Genomic DNA, 14,716 nt, shown 5'->3' with positions numbered 1-14,716 from the left:
AGGACGGACTCACAATTCACCTTTCGAAGCGCGCCATTGTCGCTTGTATGCTCGTCGTCGGCGCAGGCGTTATCGCAATCTGGTACTCGCAACTGACTCCACTTGATCGTTGCTTCACAGAATCGTGTCGCGATCGAGAAATAGCCGCTAGTTTGGACGCAATCGACGCAGAATGGGCTCCACGGATTGAGGCTGCGAACGAAGCGGTTGTGGAAAGCACTAGGCGCGTCGAAGAGCAGAAACGCCATCTAGAGGACATCGACAAAGCAATCCGCTCGGTCGTATGTAGTAAAAAGGGTGTCGTTTGTTGAGCGGCCGCCTGACAGAGAACGGAGTGGCGATATGAAACTCGGCCGTCTCAACCATATCGGCGTCGCGACACCCTCGATCGCGGACTCCATTGCGCATTATCGCGATGTGATGGGCGCGACCGATATCTCCGAGCCGTTCGACATGCCCGAGCAGGGGGTGAAGGTCTGCTTCGTCAATACGCCCACCTCATCCGGCATGGACGGCACCCAGATCGAACTGATCGAGCCGCTGGACGAGAATTCGACAATCATGGGCTTCCTCGCCAAGAACCCGCTCGGCGGGCAGCACCATGTCTGTTTTGAAGTGCCCGATATCGAGATCGCCCGCGAGGCATTCGAGGACATGGGCAAGCGCATCCTCGGCCCGACCCGCATCGGCGCGCACGGCACGCCGATCTTCTTCCTCCATCCCAAGGACATGCAGGGTATGCTGACGGAGATCATGGAGACGCCCAAGGAAGGCGGGCACTGGTCGAATTGATCGCTCGCGTCATCCCAGCGCAAGCTGGGATCTTTCTCGGCATGGAGCGAGTGGGAGGCAGATCCCAGCTTTTGCTGGGATGACGGCTCCCCCAACTGCCCACCCCGTCACCCCGTCACCCCGTCACCCCGGCCCCCGAGCCGGGGTCCCGCTCGATTTTGCGTCCCACCCGAAGAACAGCGGGACCCCGGATCAAGTCCGGGGTGACGTGTAAGGTGGCGCTAAGGACTTGCCACCACCGCTCACCCGCGCCACAGTCGGTTGCGAAACAGGACTTTTGGGAGAGACAAGCATGTCCTACGAAACCATCACCGTCGAGCGCGACGGCCCGCTGCTGACCATCACCCTCAACCGGCCCGAGCGCCTCAACGCCATGGGTCCGGACATGGCCGACGAGCTGGGCGGGGCATTCTATGACCTGGGCAATGCGCGGGCGGTGCTGATCACCGGGGCGGGGAAGGGCTTCTGCTCGGGCGCGGACCTTGCGGCGCGCGGCGAGCGCAGTGCGCTGCAGGCCAAGGGCGGCAGCCACCGCGCCTTGCAGAACCACTACAATCCGGCGGTGACGCAGGTGCTGCGGGCCAAGGTGCCGGTGATCTGTGCTGTCAACGGCCCGGCGGCAGGTGTCGGCTGCTCGCTGGCGCTGGCGGCGGACTTCACCATCGCGGGCAAGAGCGCCTATTTCCTCCAGGCCTTCGTCAATATAGGCCTCGTGCCCGACGGCGGCTCGACCTGGCTGCTCGCCCGCGCGATCGGCCGCGCCCGTGCCACCCGCATGATGATGCTGGGCGAGAAGATCGGGGCGCAGCAGGCCGAGGAATGGGGCCTGATCTACAAGGCGGTCGATGATGACGCGCTGATGGCGGAGGCGAAGGCGCTGGCAGAGAAGCTCGCCAATGGCCCGACCGTTTCCTACGCCACCATGAAGCGCAACATCGCGCTGGCGATGGACGGCACCCTGTCCGACGTTCTCCTGGCCGAGGCCGAAGGACAGCAGATCGCCGGGGCCAGCGCCGATGCGATGGAAGGCGGCATGGCCTTCCTCCAGAAGCGCAAGGCCGAGTTCAAGGGGAAGTAGGATGCTGTTCTACGACAGCCCGAACCCGGCGCCCAACCCGCGCCGGGTGCGCATCTTTGCGGCCGAAAAGGGCATCGACCTGCCAAGCCGCGAAATCTCGATCCTGGCGCGCGAGCAGAAGTCGGAGGAGTTCCTGCGGATCAACCCCCGTGGGCAGACCCCGGCGCTGGAAACCGACGATGGCGAGGTGATCACCGAGAGTGTGGCGATCTGCCGCTATCTCGAGGCGCTCCACCCCGAACCGCCGCTGTTCGGCAGCACGCCGCTGGAGATTGCCCATATCGAGCAGTGGAGCCGAAGGGTCGAGATGATTCTGATGCCGCCGGTCGGGGCCGTCTGGGTCCACACCCACGCCTTCACCGCGCGCCTCCCCGGCCGCAATACCGAATGGGGCGAGACCAATCGCGCGCGCGTGGAGGAAGCGTTTCGGTTCTTCGACCAGTCGCTTGAGGGGGGTGAATTCCTCGCTACCGACGGCTATACCATGGCCGATATCCTCCTGCTCACGACGATGGATTTTGCCGGTTTCGTGGGTTGCGGAGCGCCGCAAGATTGTGCAGCGCTGCTGGCATGGCACGAACGCGTAAGCGCGCGGCCCAGCGCCGCCGCTTGAAGGACCCGAGATGAGTGACAAGCCGACCCCCGCCGACTGGAAGTCCCTTGCCGACAAGGAAGTGAAGGGCCGCGATCTCGACTGGCACACGCCGGAAGGCTTCACCATCAAGCCGCTCTATACGGCAGAGGATACGGCGGATATCGACCCCGGCCTGCCCGGTTTCGCTCCGTTCACGCGGGGGGTGAAGGCCAGCATGTACGCCGGCCGCCCGTGGACGATCCGGCAATATGCGGGCTTCTCCACTGCCGAGGAATCGAACGCTTTCTACCGCCGCAACCTCGCCGCCGGGCAGAAGGGGCTGTCGGTCGCCTTCGACCTCGCCACCCACCGCGGCTATGACTCCGACCACCCCCGCGTCGTCGGCGATGTCGGCAAGGCCGGCGTCGCGATCGACACCGTGCGCGACATGGAAATCCTGTTCGACGGCATCCCGCTCGATCAGATGTCGGTCAGCATGACCATGAACGGCGCGGTGATCCCGGTGCTGGCCTTCTTCATCGTCGCGGCGGAGCGCCAGGGGGTCAGCCAGGACAAGCTCGACGGGACCATCCAGAACGACATCCTCAAGGAGTTCATGGTCCGCAACACCTATATCTACCCGCCTGAGCCGAGCATGCGGATCGTCAGCGATATCATCGCCTATACCTCGGCCAACATGCCGAAATTCAACAGCATTTCGATCAGCGGCTATCATATGCACGAGGCCGGGGCGACGGCGGTGCAGGAACTCGCTTTCACCATCGCCGACGGCAAGGAGTATGTCACGCGAGCGATGGCCAGCGGGCTCGATATCGATGCCTTCGCCGGGCGATTGAGCTTCTTCTTCGGCATCGGCATGAACTTCTTCATGGAGATCGCCAAGCTGCGCGCGGCGCGCACACTGTGGTGGCGGGTCATGGACGGGCTGGGGGCCAAGTCCGAACGCAGCAAGATGCTGCGCACACACTGCCAGACTTCGGGTGTGAGCCTGCAGGAGCAGGACCCCTACAACAACGTCATCCGCACCACGGTGGAGGCGTTGGCCGCCACGCTGGGCGGCACCCAGTCGCTCCACACCAACGCGCTCGACGAAGCCATTGCCTTGCCGACCGATTTCTCCGCCCGCATCGCCCGCAACACCCAGCTTGTGTTGCAGGAGGAAAGCGGCATCTGCCACGTGGTCGATCCGCTCGGCGGCTCCTATTACATCGAGGCGCTGACCAAGCAGCTGGTGAACGATGCCTGGACGCTGATAGAGGAAGTCGAGGCGGCCGGCGGGATGACGGCCTATGTCGCCACCGGCGCGCCCAAGGCCGCGATCGAGACCGCCGCCGCGCAGAAGCAGACCGGGATCGACCGGGGCGAGACGGTGATCGTCGGGGTCAACAAGTATCGCCGCGAAACCGAAGACGCGATGGATACGTTGGAGGTGGACAACCACAAGGTCCGGCAGGGCCAGATCGCGCGGCTCAAGGCGGTGCGCGATGTGCGCGACGAGGCGGCGTGCCGGGCAGCGCTCAAGGCACTCAGCGAAGGCGCGGCGGGCGGGGCCAATGTTCTCGCGCTCGCTGTGGAAGCCGCCCGTCACGATGCAACGCTGGGCGAGATTTCGGCGGCGATGGAGGAAGTCTTCGGCCGCCACGATGCGACCCCCAAGCCGGTGCGCGGGGTCTACAAGTCGGCCTACGAATTCGACCGCCGCTGGCAGCAGGTGCTGGACGGGGTGAAGGCGGTCGAACGCCGCCTCGGCCGCAAGCCGAAGATCATGGTCGCCAAGATGGGCCAGGACGGCCACGACCGCGGTGCCAATGTCATCGCCAGCGCCTTCACCGACATGGGCTTCGACGTGATCTCCGGCCCGCTGTTCCAGACGCCGCAAGAGACGATGGAAATGGCGCTCGAGCACGGCGTCGATGCCATCGGTGCGAGCTCGCTTGCCGCCGGGCACAAGACGTTGATCCCCGAACTGATCAACCTGCTGCGCGAGGCCGGCCGGAGCGACATCAAGGTCGTCGCCGGCGGCGTGATCCCGCCGCAGGACTACGACTTCCTGCGCGAGGCGGGAGTGCAGGGCATCTACGGCCCGGGCAGCAATGTAGTCGAATGCGGCGCGGATATCCTGCGGCTGCTGGGCCACAATATGCCGCCAGCGGGGGATGAGCTGGACGAGGCGGCGGAGTGAGCTTTGTTCGCAACCTTCGCGACTTGGAGCGCAATGCCTACTATCTTGCTGAGATCATTGAGTCTGACAATGACCTGAGTTCGGACGCAGCGCTTCTCATTCGAAAGGGAAGGGCTTTCTTCCCTTTTCAGTTTCAGGGCAAACTGGCATTTTGTCCCTCAAAATTTGTTGGATATCGAAACAACGATCTTTTGAAGCATTTGGACATTCGCGGTTCGCGTGACGGGAAAGACACCAATCGCGAGATCAATAGAATTATCGGGTCAGGCTATGTGGAGGATGCAGCTCTGCATGTTGAGCTAGAAGCCTATGCTCGCCGAATTGGTGTAACACTTGAAAATCACAAGCATCGCTTCTGGATAACTGAATCAGCGAAAAGGGCAGCTGCGAATGGACAATCGGCAATCGATGACCTGCCGGACGACAATCTCGGATCTGAGCGTCCGGCGCGCCGAAAATCATCCGGAACATACTTCATTCGCAATGAGAATGTTAGGAACGCGGTCCGCCATCGGGCTAACGGCAGGTGCGAGTACTGTGGCAAGCGCGGTTTCGAAACTGAGGGTAGAGGTCGATATGTCGAGGCACACCATATCATTAGCCTTTCCAAGCAGGGGCCAGACACCCTGAAAAACGTTATCGCGCTGTGCCCAAACCATCATCGGGAGGCGCACTTTGGCTCAAACAGAATTAAGCTGGAAAGAGAGTTTCAAAAAATTCTCCAAGGCTTGTAGGACTTCGCCAATGACCCCCATCCGCACCGACTGGACCCGCGAGGAAATCGCGGCCCTCTTCGACCTCCCGTTCACCGAGCTGCTGTTCCAGGCCGCCACGGTCCACCGCGCTTTCCATCCGCCCGAGCAGGTGCAGCTCTGTACGCTGCTGTCGATCAAAACCGGCGGGTGTCCGGAGGATTGCGGCTATTGCTCGCAGTCGGTCCATGCCGATTCCGGCGTCGAGGCGACCAAGCTGATGGACGTGCAAGCCGTGCTCCAGCGAGCGGCGCAGGCCAAGGATGCGGGCAGCCAGCGCTTCTGCATGGGCGCGGCGTGGCGCAATCCCAAGGACCGCGACATGCCCGCGATTGTCGAGATCGTGAAGGGCGTGCGCGAGATGGGGCTGGAAACTTGCATGACCTTGGGCATGCTGACGCCGCAGCAGGCGGGCATGCTCGCCGAGGCGGGGCTCGACTACTACAACCACAATATCGACAGCAGCCCGGAGTATTACGAGCGGATCATCTCGACGCGTTCGATGCAGGAACGGCTCGATACGCTCGACCACGTGCGCGGCGCGGGGATCAACGTGTGCAGCGGCGGCATCATCGGCATGGGCGAGACCCGCGAGGATCGCGTCGGCTTCGTCCACACGCTCGCCACCTTGCCGCAGCATCCCGAAAGCGTGCCGGTCAACGCGCTGGTGCCGATCAAGGGCACGGTGCTGGGCAATATATTGGCCGACACGCCGCTGGCGAAGATCGACGATATCGAATTCGTCCGCACCGTCGCAGTGTCGCGCATCTGTATGCCCAAGAGCATGGTCCGCCTCAGCGCCGGGCGTGAGAGCATGAGCGAGGCGACACAGGCGCTGTGCTTCCTTGCGGGCGCGAACTCGATCTTCACCGGCGACAAGTTGCTGACCGCGCCCAATGCCGGTGACGACAGCGACGCCGCGCTCTTCGCCAAGCTGGGGCTGACGGCGCTGAAAGGCGAGGAGCCGATGCGTGCCGAACGGCAAGCGGTACCGGCGGAGTGAAGAACTCTCATTCTCGTCACCCCGGCCCCCGAGCCGGGGTCCCGCTTTTCTCGAAGCCGGGCACAACAGGTAGCGGGACCCCGGATCAAGTCCGGGGTGACGTGAAGGGGTAGGGTAGGGGCATGACCCTCGGCTTCTCCGTCCGCGAATTGCTCCCGCACGCGCGCAATGGCGAGAAGCTCAAGATCGGCCTGCGCGCGCTGGACGAGGATGAATGGCTCCAGCCTGATCCTGATCTCGCCACTCGCGCAGTAGCCTTTGATGCCCGACCGGAAGCCATCCAGCTGACCCAAGAGGCCAAAGCTCCCGGTGCCGAACTCGCCGCCATGCTTGGCCTTTCCGGCGGCCTGGCCGAGGCGGCCCGCGCGCAACACGAGGACATGTGCCTCCTCACCCGACAGCCCGATGAGGACATCTACCGCCTGATCGGTGCCGCGGTGGCGTACCCGACCGACTGGCGGGTCGAGCAGAAGATGGGCCTGCCGCTCGCGATGATGCATGCCCCGATCCATGGCTATGCCGAACAGCTGGCCACCGGGGTGGACCGCTTCATGGCCAAGCTCAAGCCCGGCGCGCTGTATGGCCGCAGCAACTGGTTCGTCGTCGACAGCGGTGCCCTGTGCCACCTGCCAGGCGAGCGCGAGTTGTTCGCGGGTGTCACCGCCGAGAACGCCGGGGACCGCCTCTTCGCCCGTTGCGAACGCCAGACCCTGCGCCGGCTGCCGCAGACGGGCGCGATCCTCTTCACCATCGGCGTCTATGTGGAGCCGCTTGGATCGTTGCCGGCGGACTCGATCCACTGGCTGGCCGAAGCCGTCCAGGCCATTCCCTCCGGCGAGCGCGAACGACGCGGGATAGGGGCTTACCTTCCGGCGCTGTTGGGCTATGCGGATGGGCGAAGAGAGGAATCCGAGGGCTGATGTTCAAGAAAATCCTGATTGCTAACCGCGGCGAGATTGCCTGCCGCGTCATCAAGACCGCCCGCCGCATGGGTATCCAAACAGTTGCGGTCTATTCGGACGCCGATGCGCGCGCTCCCTTCGTGCGCATGGCGGACGAGGCGGTTCATATCGGGCCTGCGCCTGCGGCCGAGAGCTACCTGGTCGCCGACAAGATCATCGCCGCGTGCAAGCAAACGGGAGCCGAAGCGGTCCATCCGGGTTATGGCTTCCTCTCCGAGCGCACCAGTTTCGCCGAAGCGCTGGCGAAGGAGAACATCGCCTTCATCGGCCCGCCGGTCGGCGCGATTGCGGCGATGGGCGACAAGATCGAGTCCAAGAAACTGGCCAGGGAAGCGGGGGTCAATGTGGTCCCCGGTTTCGTCGGCGAGATCGAGGATACCGACCACGCGGTCCGGATTTCCGAGGAAATCGGCTACCCCGTGATGATGAAGGCCAGCGCCGGCGGCGGGGGCAAGGGCATGCGTCTGGCCTACAACGACGCCGATGTCCGCGAAGGCTTCGAGAGCGTGAAGCGAGAAGGGCTCAACAGCTTCGGCGACGACCGCGTCTTCATCGAGAAGTTCATCCTGAATCCGCGCCACATCGAGATCCAGATCCTCGGCGACCAGCACGGCAACATCCTCTACCTCAACGAGCGCGAATGCAGCATCCAGCGGCGCCACCAGAAGGTGGTCGAGGAAGCGCCGTCGCCCTTCGTCACGCCCAGGATGCGTAAGGCGATGGGCGAGCAATGCGTCGCGCTGGCGCGCGCCGTCGGGTACTATAGCGCAGGCACGGTCGAACTGATCGTCAGCGGCGCGGACCCGACCGGCGAAAGCTTCTACTTCCTCGAGATGAACACCCGCCTGCAGGTGGAACATCCGGTTACCGAGGCGATCACCGGCATCGATCTGGTCGAGCAGATGATCCGCGTGGCTGCCGGCGAGAAATTGGCGATGACGCAGGACGAAATTGGCATTGATGGCTGGGCAATCGAGAACCGCGTCTATGCCGAGGACCCCTATCGCGGGTTCCTGCCCAGCACCGGGCGGCTTGTTCGCTATCAGCCGCCGCTCCAGGGCTGGACCGATGATGGCAGCGCCAATGGCCGGCGCGGCGTTGGCGGAGTGCGGATCGACGACGGCGTCTATGAAGGCGGCGAGGTCTCGATGTACTACGACCCGATGATCGCCAAGCTGATCACCTGGGGCGAAACCCGCGACGAGGCGGCCGACTTGCAGATCCAGGCGCTCGATGCCTTCCGCATCGAAGGGCTGGGGCACAATGTCGATTTCCTCAGCGCGCTGATGCAGCACCCGCGTTTCCGATCGGGCGAACTGACCACCGGCTTCATCGCCGAGGAATATCCGGAAGGGTTCAACGGTGCGGCGGCTTCGGATGACTTGCTCCGCGCACTTGCTGCCATTGGCGGTGTAATTGCCACCGCGGATGCGGACCGGGCGCGGCGGATCGACCAGCAGCTCGACGGGAACATGCTGCCGCCGGGGGACTGGACTGTCCGCATCGGCGAGCGTGACTATATCGTGAGTCTCGAGGAAGAGGCGATCACGGTCGATGGCGATGCTGTAGCGCTGGAGATGGAATACACGCCCGGCGAGGCGATGGTCGATGTCGAATGGGGCGGCGATGAAGAGGTGGCAGGCGAGGCACTGACCTTGCAGCTGAGGCCCACCCGCACCGGCTTTGCCATCACCACGCGCGGTGCGACCCACCAGCTGCGCATCCTGCCGACCCGCATCGCACATCTGGCGGACCACATGATCGAGAAGATCCCGCCCGATCTCTCCAAGCTGCTGATCTGCCCGATGCCTGGCCTGCTGGTGAAGCTGCACGTTGGCGAGGGCGAGGAAGTCCAGCCCGGCCAGCCGCTTGCCACGGTCGAGGCGATGAAGATGGAGAACATCCTGCGCGCCGAGAAGCAGGCGGTGGTATCCAAAATCAACGCGGCCGAGGGCGACAGCCTGGCGGTCGATGCGGTGATCCTCGAGCTGGAATAATGCATCTCCGCCACGATCCCGATGCTCCGGCCGCTGCACAAATCGCCTTCGACGATTTCCTCAAGGTCGATATCCGCATCGGGACCATCGTGGCAGCAGAGGAATTCCCCGAAGCGCGCAAGCCGAGTTACCGCCTGCGGATCGATTTCGGCCCGGTGATCGGCGAGAAGAAGAGCTGCGCGCAGATTGCGGCCAATTATCACCTCGACGATCTGGTCGGGCGGCAGGTCGCGGCGGTGGTCAATTTCCCGCCGCGCCAGATCGGCCCGGCGATGTCCGAAGTGTTGACGCTAGGCTTCGCCGACGAGGCAGGCGAGGTCGTGTTATTCGCGCCCGACGTGAAGGTGCCCGACGGTTCGCGCCTTTTCTAGAGCGCCATGTGCCAGCACTGGTTGTGCGCCCCGTTGACGTAGTCCGAAAAGGCCTCCCCCGGCGCAAATCCGAAGCCGCTGTAGAGTGCCTTCGCCGGTGCGAACGCTTCGCCCGTTCCGGTTTCCAGGCTCAACCGCAGCATACCTTCTGAACGCGCGATTTCGGTCAGCGCGTTCAGGATTGCCTTGGCTGCGCCCTTGCCGAGATGGTCGGGGTGAGTGCGCATGGATTTCAATTCGGCGTGGGTCCCCGACAGGCGCTTGAGCGCGCCGATTGCGATCAGTGTCTCGTTCTCCCAAGCGCCAAGCAGAGTGATCGACGGCCCTGCCAATCCCGAAACATCGAGCGCGAAGCTGGTGCCGGGTGGGGACAAGGACTGCGCATCGCGTTGGTGATATTCGACCATCTGGCGGACGGCAGGGTCTTCCAAGCTGGCGGGGTCTACGCGCATCTATCAATCCTCCACCAGCGCCACGGCCCTGATCCATCCGGCGCTGGCGCGCTCGATCTTCACCGGGAAGCAGCTGAAGGTGAAGCCGTGGGTGGGCAGGGCGGCCAGGTTGGTCAGCTTCTCGATCTGGTAATAGGGCCGGATGCGGCCGGCCTTGTGGCCTTCCCAGATGATCGCCGGATCGCGTGTCTCGGCCCAGCGGCGAGCGGTGTGGCTGAATGGCGCATCCCAGCTCCACGCATCGGTCCCGACGACCTCGACCCCGCGTTCGGTCAGCCACAGCGTTGCCTCTGCGCCAAGCCCCACACCCTGATCGGTAAAGTTCTCGGTGCCATAAACTGCGCCGGACTGGACCAGCACGATATCGAGCGGCTGCAAATCATAGTCGATCTTGTCGAACGCCTGCTCGACCTCGGCTGCGCTGACCACATGGCCATGCGGCAGGTGGCTGAAGTCCAGTTTGACCCCCGGGCGAAAGAACCGGTCAAGCGGTGCTTCGTCGATGCTGGGGGCGGGAGCGGCACCGCTTTCAGTGGTCGAATGATAATGCCACGGCGCGTCCATATGGGTGCCGTTGTGAGTGCTGAGTTCCAGCATCTCGACCGCCCAGCCTTCCCCATCGGGCAGGTCCTCTTTCTCCAGACCCGGAAAGAACATGGCGATCTGCTGCCAGGTGTCCTCATGGGTCATGTAGGTGACCTTGGGGCGCATCACTTCCGGATCGGAAGTGACATCGTTGGTGATCGGGATCGACAGATCGATGAAGCGGGTCATGCTGCGCACAATCGCGCGGGGCAGTGTTTCCGTCAATGCAGGACAAGCTGCTCGTCAAGGAAGGCGGCAACATCCTGAAGATCGACGTCTTTCGCCAGATATGCTGCACCAATGCCGCGCAGCAAAAGGAAGGGCAGGGTGCCCGCGTCCATCTTCTTGTCGTGGAGCATGTGCTGCACCAGTCCGGCACCGTCGGTCTTCAATCCTATTGAGGATAACTCCGAAGGCAGGCCAGAAGCCGCAATCACCCGGGTGACCCGCTCGGCGTCTTCGACCGGCAGCTCGCCGCGCCGCGCCGAATAGCGTGCCGCGAGCACCATTCCCAATGCGACTCCTTCGCCGTGGAGCAAACGGTCGGAAAAACCGGTCTCAGCCTCCAGCGCATGGCCGAAGGTGTGCCCGAGGTTGAGCAAGGCCCGCACGCCGCTGGTCTCACGCTCGTCCTCGGCAACAATCCGCGCCTTGGCAGCCACACTGGCCGTGACCGCGTGTTCAAGCGCATATTCGTTCCGCCCCAATACTGCGCCGCCATTGGCTTCCAGCCACGCGAAGAACTCCGCATCGCCCAGAATGCCGTATTTAAGCACCTCGGCGAAACCAGCGCGCATTTCGCGGTCGGGCAGGGTGTCGAGGGTGGCGGTATCGGCCAATACGAGCGACGGCTGATGGAACGCCCCGACGAGGTTCTTCCCCGCAGCGGTGTTGATCGCCGTCTTGCCGCCAACCGAACTGTCGACCTGCGCCAACAAGGTTGTCGGTATCTGGACGAAGCCACATCCGCGCTTGAGGATGGCACAGGCAAAACCGGTCAGGTCGCCAACGACACCGCCGCCCAGTGCAAAGACATGGTCTCCGCGCTCAACACCTTGGGTGAGTAACCAATCGGTGAGGGTTTGCAGGCTCTGCCAGCTTTTTGAGTCCTCACCTGAGGGCACTTGATAAAGCGCTACTTCCCGTTCCGCTGCCGCGAGTGCTGCCATCAGTGTGGCGCCATGATCGGCCCAGGCATTGGCATCGGCCACTACCGGTACGATTGACTTGCGCAAAAAATCCTTCGCGAGAGTGGCAGCATCACTGAGCAGCCCGCGACCAACGTGCACATCGTAGCTGCGTCCGGCGAGTTCGACAGGAATCACAGCCATTGGTCGATTGCCTCCAGGATGCGATTGGCGGTCGATATGTGTGGCCCGTTCTCGCTGCGAACGTGGATCGGTGCTTGCGAATAAAACGGCTGCCGCTCGGCGTGAAGGCGGGCCAGTATTTCCTCGGGATCGCCCTGCTTGAGGAGCGGACGGGTGTTGCGGCGCGAGGTGCGCTCCACCAGAGTCGCAATGTCGGCATCGATCCAAACGGCAATCGCCTCATTGAGAATGAGCGCACGGGTTTCGTCATTGACGAAAGCACCGCCGCCGGTGGCGATGACCCCATGCTTTTCCTCGATTAGTCGGGCTATCACGCGCCGCTCGCCATCCCGAAAATATGCCTCACCGAACTCCGAAAAAATCTCCGAGATCGACATCTGCGCGGCCTCTTCGATCTCCTCATCGGCATCGACGAAGTCTCGCCCGATCAAGCTTGCAAGGCGGCGGCCAACGGTTGACTTGCCAACACCCATAAGTCCGACCAGCACGACCGGCCGCTCAATCCGTCGGGAGATCGCCGCAATATCGGCTGGGTTGGTGAGGGGCGTGCTGTCTTGCATTGCCGCTTGGCCTAGAGATGGGCTAGGGCGAAGGCAACAAAGGGTAAGTTTTGCTGGAAACGAAAATGGCTATGGTTCGGTGGGCGGGCATCGGTGTTTTGCTCGTGCTGGCTATCCTGGCCTGGGCTTGGTGGGACGGCGGCAGGGAACCGCTTCGTCCGATCGAGCAGGCGGTTCCGGTACCGGAGGGTATGCAATGAAGCGGTCGGCTGTGTTGGGTCTTCTGGCAGGTGCCGGGGCGCTGGCCCTGACCACAGCCTTTGCGAGTGCCAGTGCTTCGCCCGAGTCGCTCCTGCCGCCGGGCTTCGAGGATCCCGCTCCCGCACCGAGTGCGCGCCCGGCGCCGCGTCCTGCTTCTCCTTCGACACAAACGGTCCCGTCGGCTCCGTCGGGAGGCAGTGTGCCCGTGATCCAGCCGATCCCTGGTGGTGGCGGATCAGCGCCCTCCGGACCTGTGACGTTGCCGCCCGGCTTGCCTTCGCTTGAAGAGCTGGAAAGGCTTGACCCTGCCGAACTCGACGAACTTTTGGGTCTCAAGCCCAAATACGACATGCCGCCAGGCGCGCGCAGGTCAATGGAGCAGGTTGGTTTGCTCGATGCCAGTGAAGGCGGCATGCCGGTGGGATCGGTCGGAAGGCAACCTGTGTCGTTGGTGCGTGCATCCCTGAACGGTCTCAAGACGCCGATGATCTCTCGCTGGGGCCATATCCTCGTCCGTCGTGCGCTGGTAAGCAGGCTGGAAACCCCCGCTGGAATGGCACCGGCTGAGTTTGCCGGGCTGCGTGCCAAGGCTCTTAATTCCATGGGTGAGTTCGAGGCTGCGCGCGGAATCGCGCAGGACATCGATGTCGGCAACTGGAACAAGACATTGGCCGACGCGGCCGTGAATTCGTTTATCGCGACAGGTGATATTACCGGCGCGTGCCCGGCTGTGCGTTTCCGTGGCGCTTTGCGAGACGATGCCCAGTGGCGGATGCTGGGCTCAATCTGCAATGCTTTCGCCGGCGAAAGCGCCAGTGCGCGCAGTGCCCTGATACGCATGCGCAACCAGAACACGGCACCCGCGATCGATGTGCTGCTGGCCCAACGTTATGCCGGGGCAGCAGGGCGTGGGCGCAGCGCTGTCAACCTTGAATGGCAGGGCGTCGAGGAACTCAATCCGTGGCGTTATGGCCTCGCGCTTGCATTAGGAGCCGAAATTCCCGGCGAACTGACCGACGATCTGGGCACCTATTACCAGCGCGTTGCGGCACGCAATCCGGCTCTTTCGGTGGTAGATCGAATGGGGCCTGCGGAACGGGCAGCGCGTGAAGGCATCTTTTCGTCCCGGGCACTGATCGACCTTTATGGCCAGTTTTATGCCGAGAACGGCAACGAAGGAACCTGGGGACCGCTCGCAGCCCAGCTTCGCAACGCTTATATCGCGACCGATCCGGGGGAAAGGCTCGCTGCCATAAAGGCCGTATGGGGAAATGAAACGCCAGACTACGCGCGGCTTGTCCTGACTGCTTATGCAGCCGCACGCCTGCCGGCGAGCCAGGAATTGGCGGAGGATGCCGGACCGCTCATTGCCTCGATGTTGGCCGCTGGCTTGGACAAGGACGCGCTCGAATGGGGTGAAGTCGTTCCCGAGGGTAGTCAGGGTTGGGCGCAATTGGTGCTGGCCCAGCCGAGCAGGTCTACGCCTGTCGGGAGCGGCGACGTTGATGCATTTATAGATGACGATACCAGTTCGGGTCAGCGCAAATCGGCTTTCCTGGTTGCTGGTCTCGCCGGGCTCGGTCGCCTGGAGAACGGCGCTGTGAACAGCTATTCGCAGTCGCTCGGTCTCGAACTTGGACGGCAAACGCGGTGGAGCCGGATGGTCAGTCGAGCCGGAGAGCTTCGTAACCAGCCACTGGTATCCTTCCTTGTCGGAGTCGGGATGCAGGGCGAAGGCTGGGACAGAATGACCCCTCGCCATCTGTTTTACATCGTCCGTGCTCTCAACAATGCAGGACTGGCTAGCGAGGCGCGGATGATAGCTGCCGAGGCCGTTGCCCGCGGCTGATCGGCG

The 14,716-nt window shown here is 63.2% G+C and carries 14 protein-coding genes; 10 read left to right on the top strand and 4 right to left on the bottom strand.

Features of this window, described 5'->3' with window-relative positions:
- Positions 1-342 precede the first annotated feature (342 nt).
- The 9 genes from mce to LY632_RS09840 all read left to right on the top strand — a co-directional run bounded on the left by mce (position 343) and on the right by LY632_RS09840 (position 9,732).
- The gene (gene mce / locus LY632_RS09880; RefSeq protein WP_234090972.1) at positions 343-792 is read left to right on the top strand and encodes a methylmalonyl-CoA epimerase; all 450 of its coding nucleotides are present in this window, start codon (positions 343-345) and stop codon (positions 790-792) included.
- A gap of 292 nt (positions 793-1,084) precedes the next feature.
- Positions 1,085-1,870 carry an enoyl-CoA hydratase-related protein gene (locus LY632_RS09875; RefSeq protein WP_234090971.1) on the top strand — a complete coding sequence of 262 codons (786 nt, stop codon included), beginning with the start codon at positions 1,085-1,087 and terminating at the stop codon, positions 1,868-1,870.
- A gap of 1 nt (position 1,871) precedes the next feature.
- A complete protein-coding gene (locus tag LY632_RS09870) occupies positions 1,872-2,483 on the top strand; it encodes a glutathione S-transferase family protein (protein WP_234090970.1) in 612 nt (203 codons plus the stop codon).
- Positions 2,484-2,493: 10 nt separating this feature from the next.
- The gene (scpA, locus tag LY632_RS09865; RefSeq protein ID WP_234090969.1) at positions 2,494-4,647 is read left to right on the top strand and encodes a methylmalonyl-CoA mutase; all 2,154 of its coding nucleotides are present in this window, start codon (positions 2,494-2,496) and stop codon (positions 4,645-4,647) included.
- Positions 4,644-5,381: an HNH endonuclease signature motif containing protein gene (locus LY632_RS09860; RefSeq protein ID WP_234090968.1), complete on the top strand. Its 738-nt coding sequence runs from the start codon at positions 4,644-4,646 to the stop codon at positions 5,379-5,381. Before scpA ends, LY632_RS09860 begins: the two co-directional genes overlap by 4 nt.
- Before the next feature lie 10 nt (positions 5,382-5,391).
- Positions 5,392-6,402 carry a biotin synthase BioB gene (gene bioB, locus LY632_RS09855; protein ID WP_234090967.1) on the top strand — a complete coding sequence of 337 codons (1,011 nt, stop codon included), beginning with the start codon at positions 5,392-5,394 and terminating at the stop codon, positions 6,400-6,402.
- A gap of 122 nt (positions 6,403-6,524) precedes the next feature.
- Positions 6,525-7,322, top strand: a complete 798-nt coding sequence (locus LY632_RS09850) for a DUF3445 domain-containing protein (RefSeq protein ID WP_234090966.1) — start codon at positions 6,525-6,527, stop codon at positions 7,320-7,322.
- The gene (locus LY632_RS09845; RefSeq protein ID WP_234090965.1) at positions 7,322-9,361 is read left to right on the top strand and encodes an acetyl/propionyl/methylcrotonyl-CoA carboxylase subunit alpha; all 2,040 of its coding nucleotides are present in this window, start codon (positions 7,322-7,324) and stop codon (positions 9,359-9,361) included. Before LY632_RS09850 ends, LY632_RS09845 begins: the two co-directional genes overlap by 1 nt.
- Positions 9,361-9,732: a tRNA-binding protein gene (locus LY632_RS09840; RefSeq protein WP_234090964.1), complete on the top strand. Its 372-nt coding sequence runs from the start codon at positions 9,361-9,363 to the stop codon at positions 9,730-9,732. Before LY632_RS09845 ends, LY632_RS09840 begins: the two co-directional genes overlap by 1 nt.
- Here the strand turns inward: LY632_RS09840 and LY632_RS09835 are convergent.
- From LY632_RS09835 to LY632_RS09820, 4 genes are read right to left on the bottom strand one after another with little or no spacing between them, the layout of a single operon-like run.
- A complete protein-coding gene (locus LY632_RS09835; protein ID WP_234090963.1) occupies positions 9,729-10,184 on the bottom strand; it encodes a GNAT family N-acetyltransferase in 456 nt (151 codons plus the stop codon). The genes LY632_RS09840 and LY632_RS09835 overlap by 4 nt on opposite strands.
- A 3-nt stretch (positions 10,185-10,187) precedes the next feature.
- Positions 10,188-10,958 (bottom strand): cyclase family protein, encoded by a 771-nt coding sequence (locus LY632_RS09830; protein ID WP_234090962.1) that lies wholly within the window; start codon positions 10,956-10,958, stop codon positions 10,188-10,190.
- Between the two features lie 32 nt (positions 10,959-10,990).
- The gene (gene aroB / locus LY632_RS09825) at positions 10,991-12,100 is read right to left on the bottom strand and encodes a 3-dehydroquinate synthase (RefSeq protein WP_234090961.1); all 1,110 of its coding nucleotides are present in this window, start codon (positions 12,098-12,100) and stop codon (positions 10,991-10,993) included.
- Entirely contained in the window at positions 12,091-12,660 is a 570-nt protein-coding gene (locus LY632_RS09820) for a shikimate kinase (RefSeq protein ID WP_234090960.1), read from the bottom strand. The genes aroB and LY632_RS09820 overlap by 10 nt, the downstream gene beginning before the upstream one ends.
- A 406-nt stretch (positions 12,661-13,066) precedes the next feature.
- On the opposite strand from LY632_RS09820, the gene LY632_RS09815 reads away from it, so the two are divergent.
- Positions 13,067-14,710, top strand: coding sequence for a hypothetical protein (locus tag LY632_RS09815; RefSeq protein ID WP_234090959.1), 1,644 nt, complete (start codon positions 13,067-13,069; stop codon positions 14,708-14,710).
- The last annotated feature ends 6 nt before the right edge of the window (positions 14,711-14,716 follow it).

It is taken from the genome of Erythrobacter sp. SDW2 (assembly GCF_021431965.1).
Taxonomy (GTDB): Bacteria; Pseudomonadota; Alphaproteobacteria; order Sphingomonadales; family Sphingomonadaceae; genus Parerythrobacter.
The sequence above is the reverse complement of the archived record's forward strand: the minus strand, read 5'-3'. Positions and strand labels throughout refer to the sequence as shown.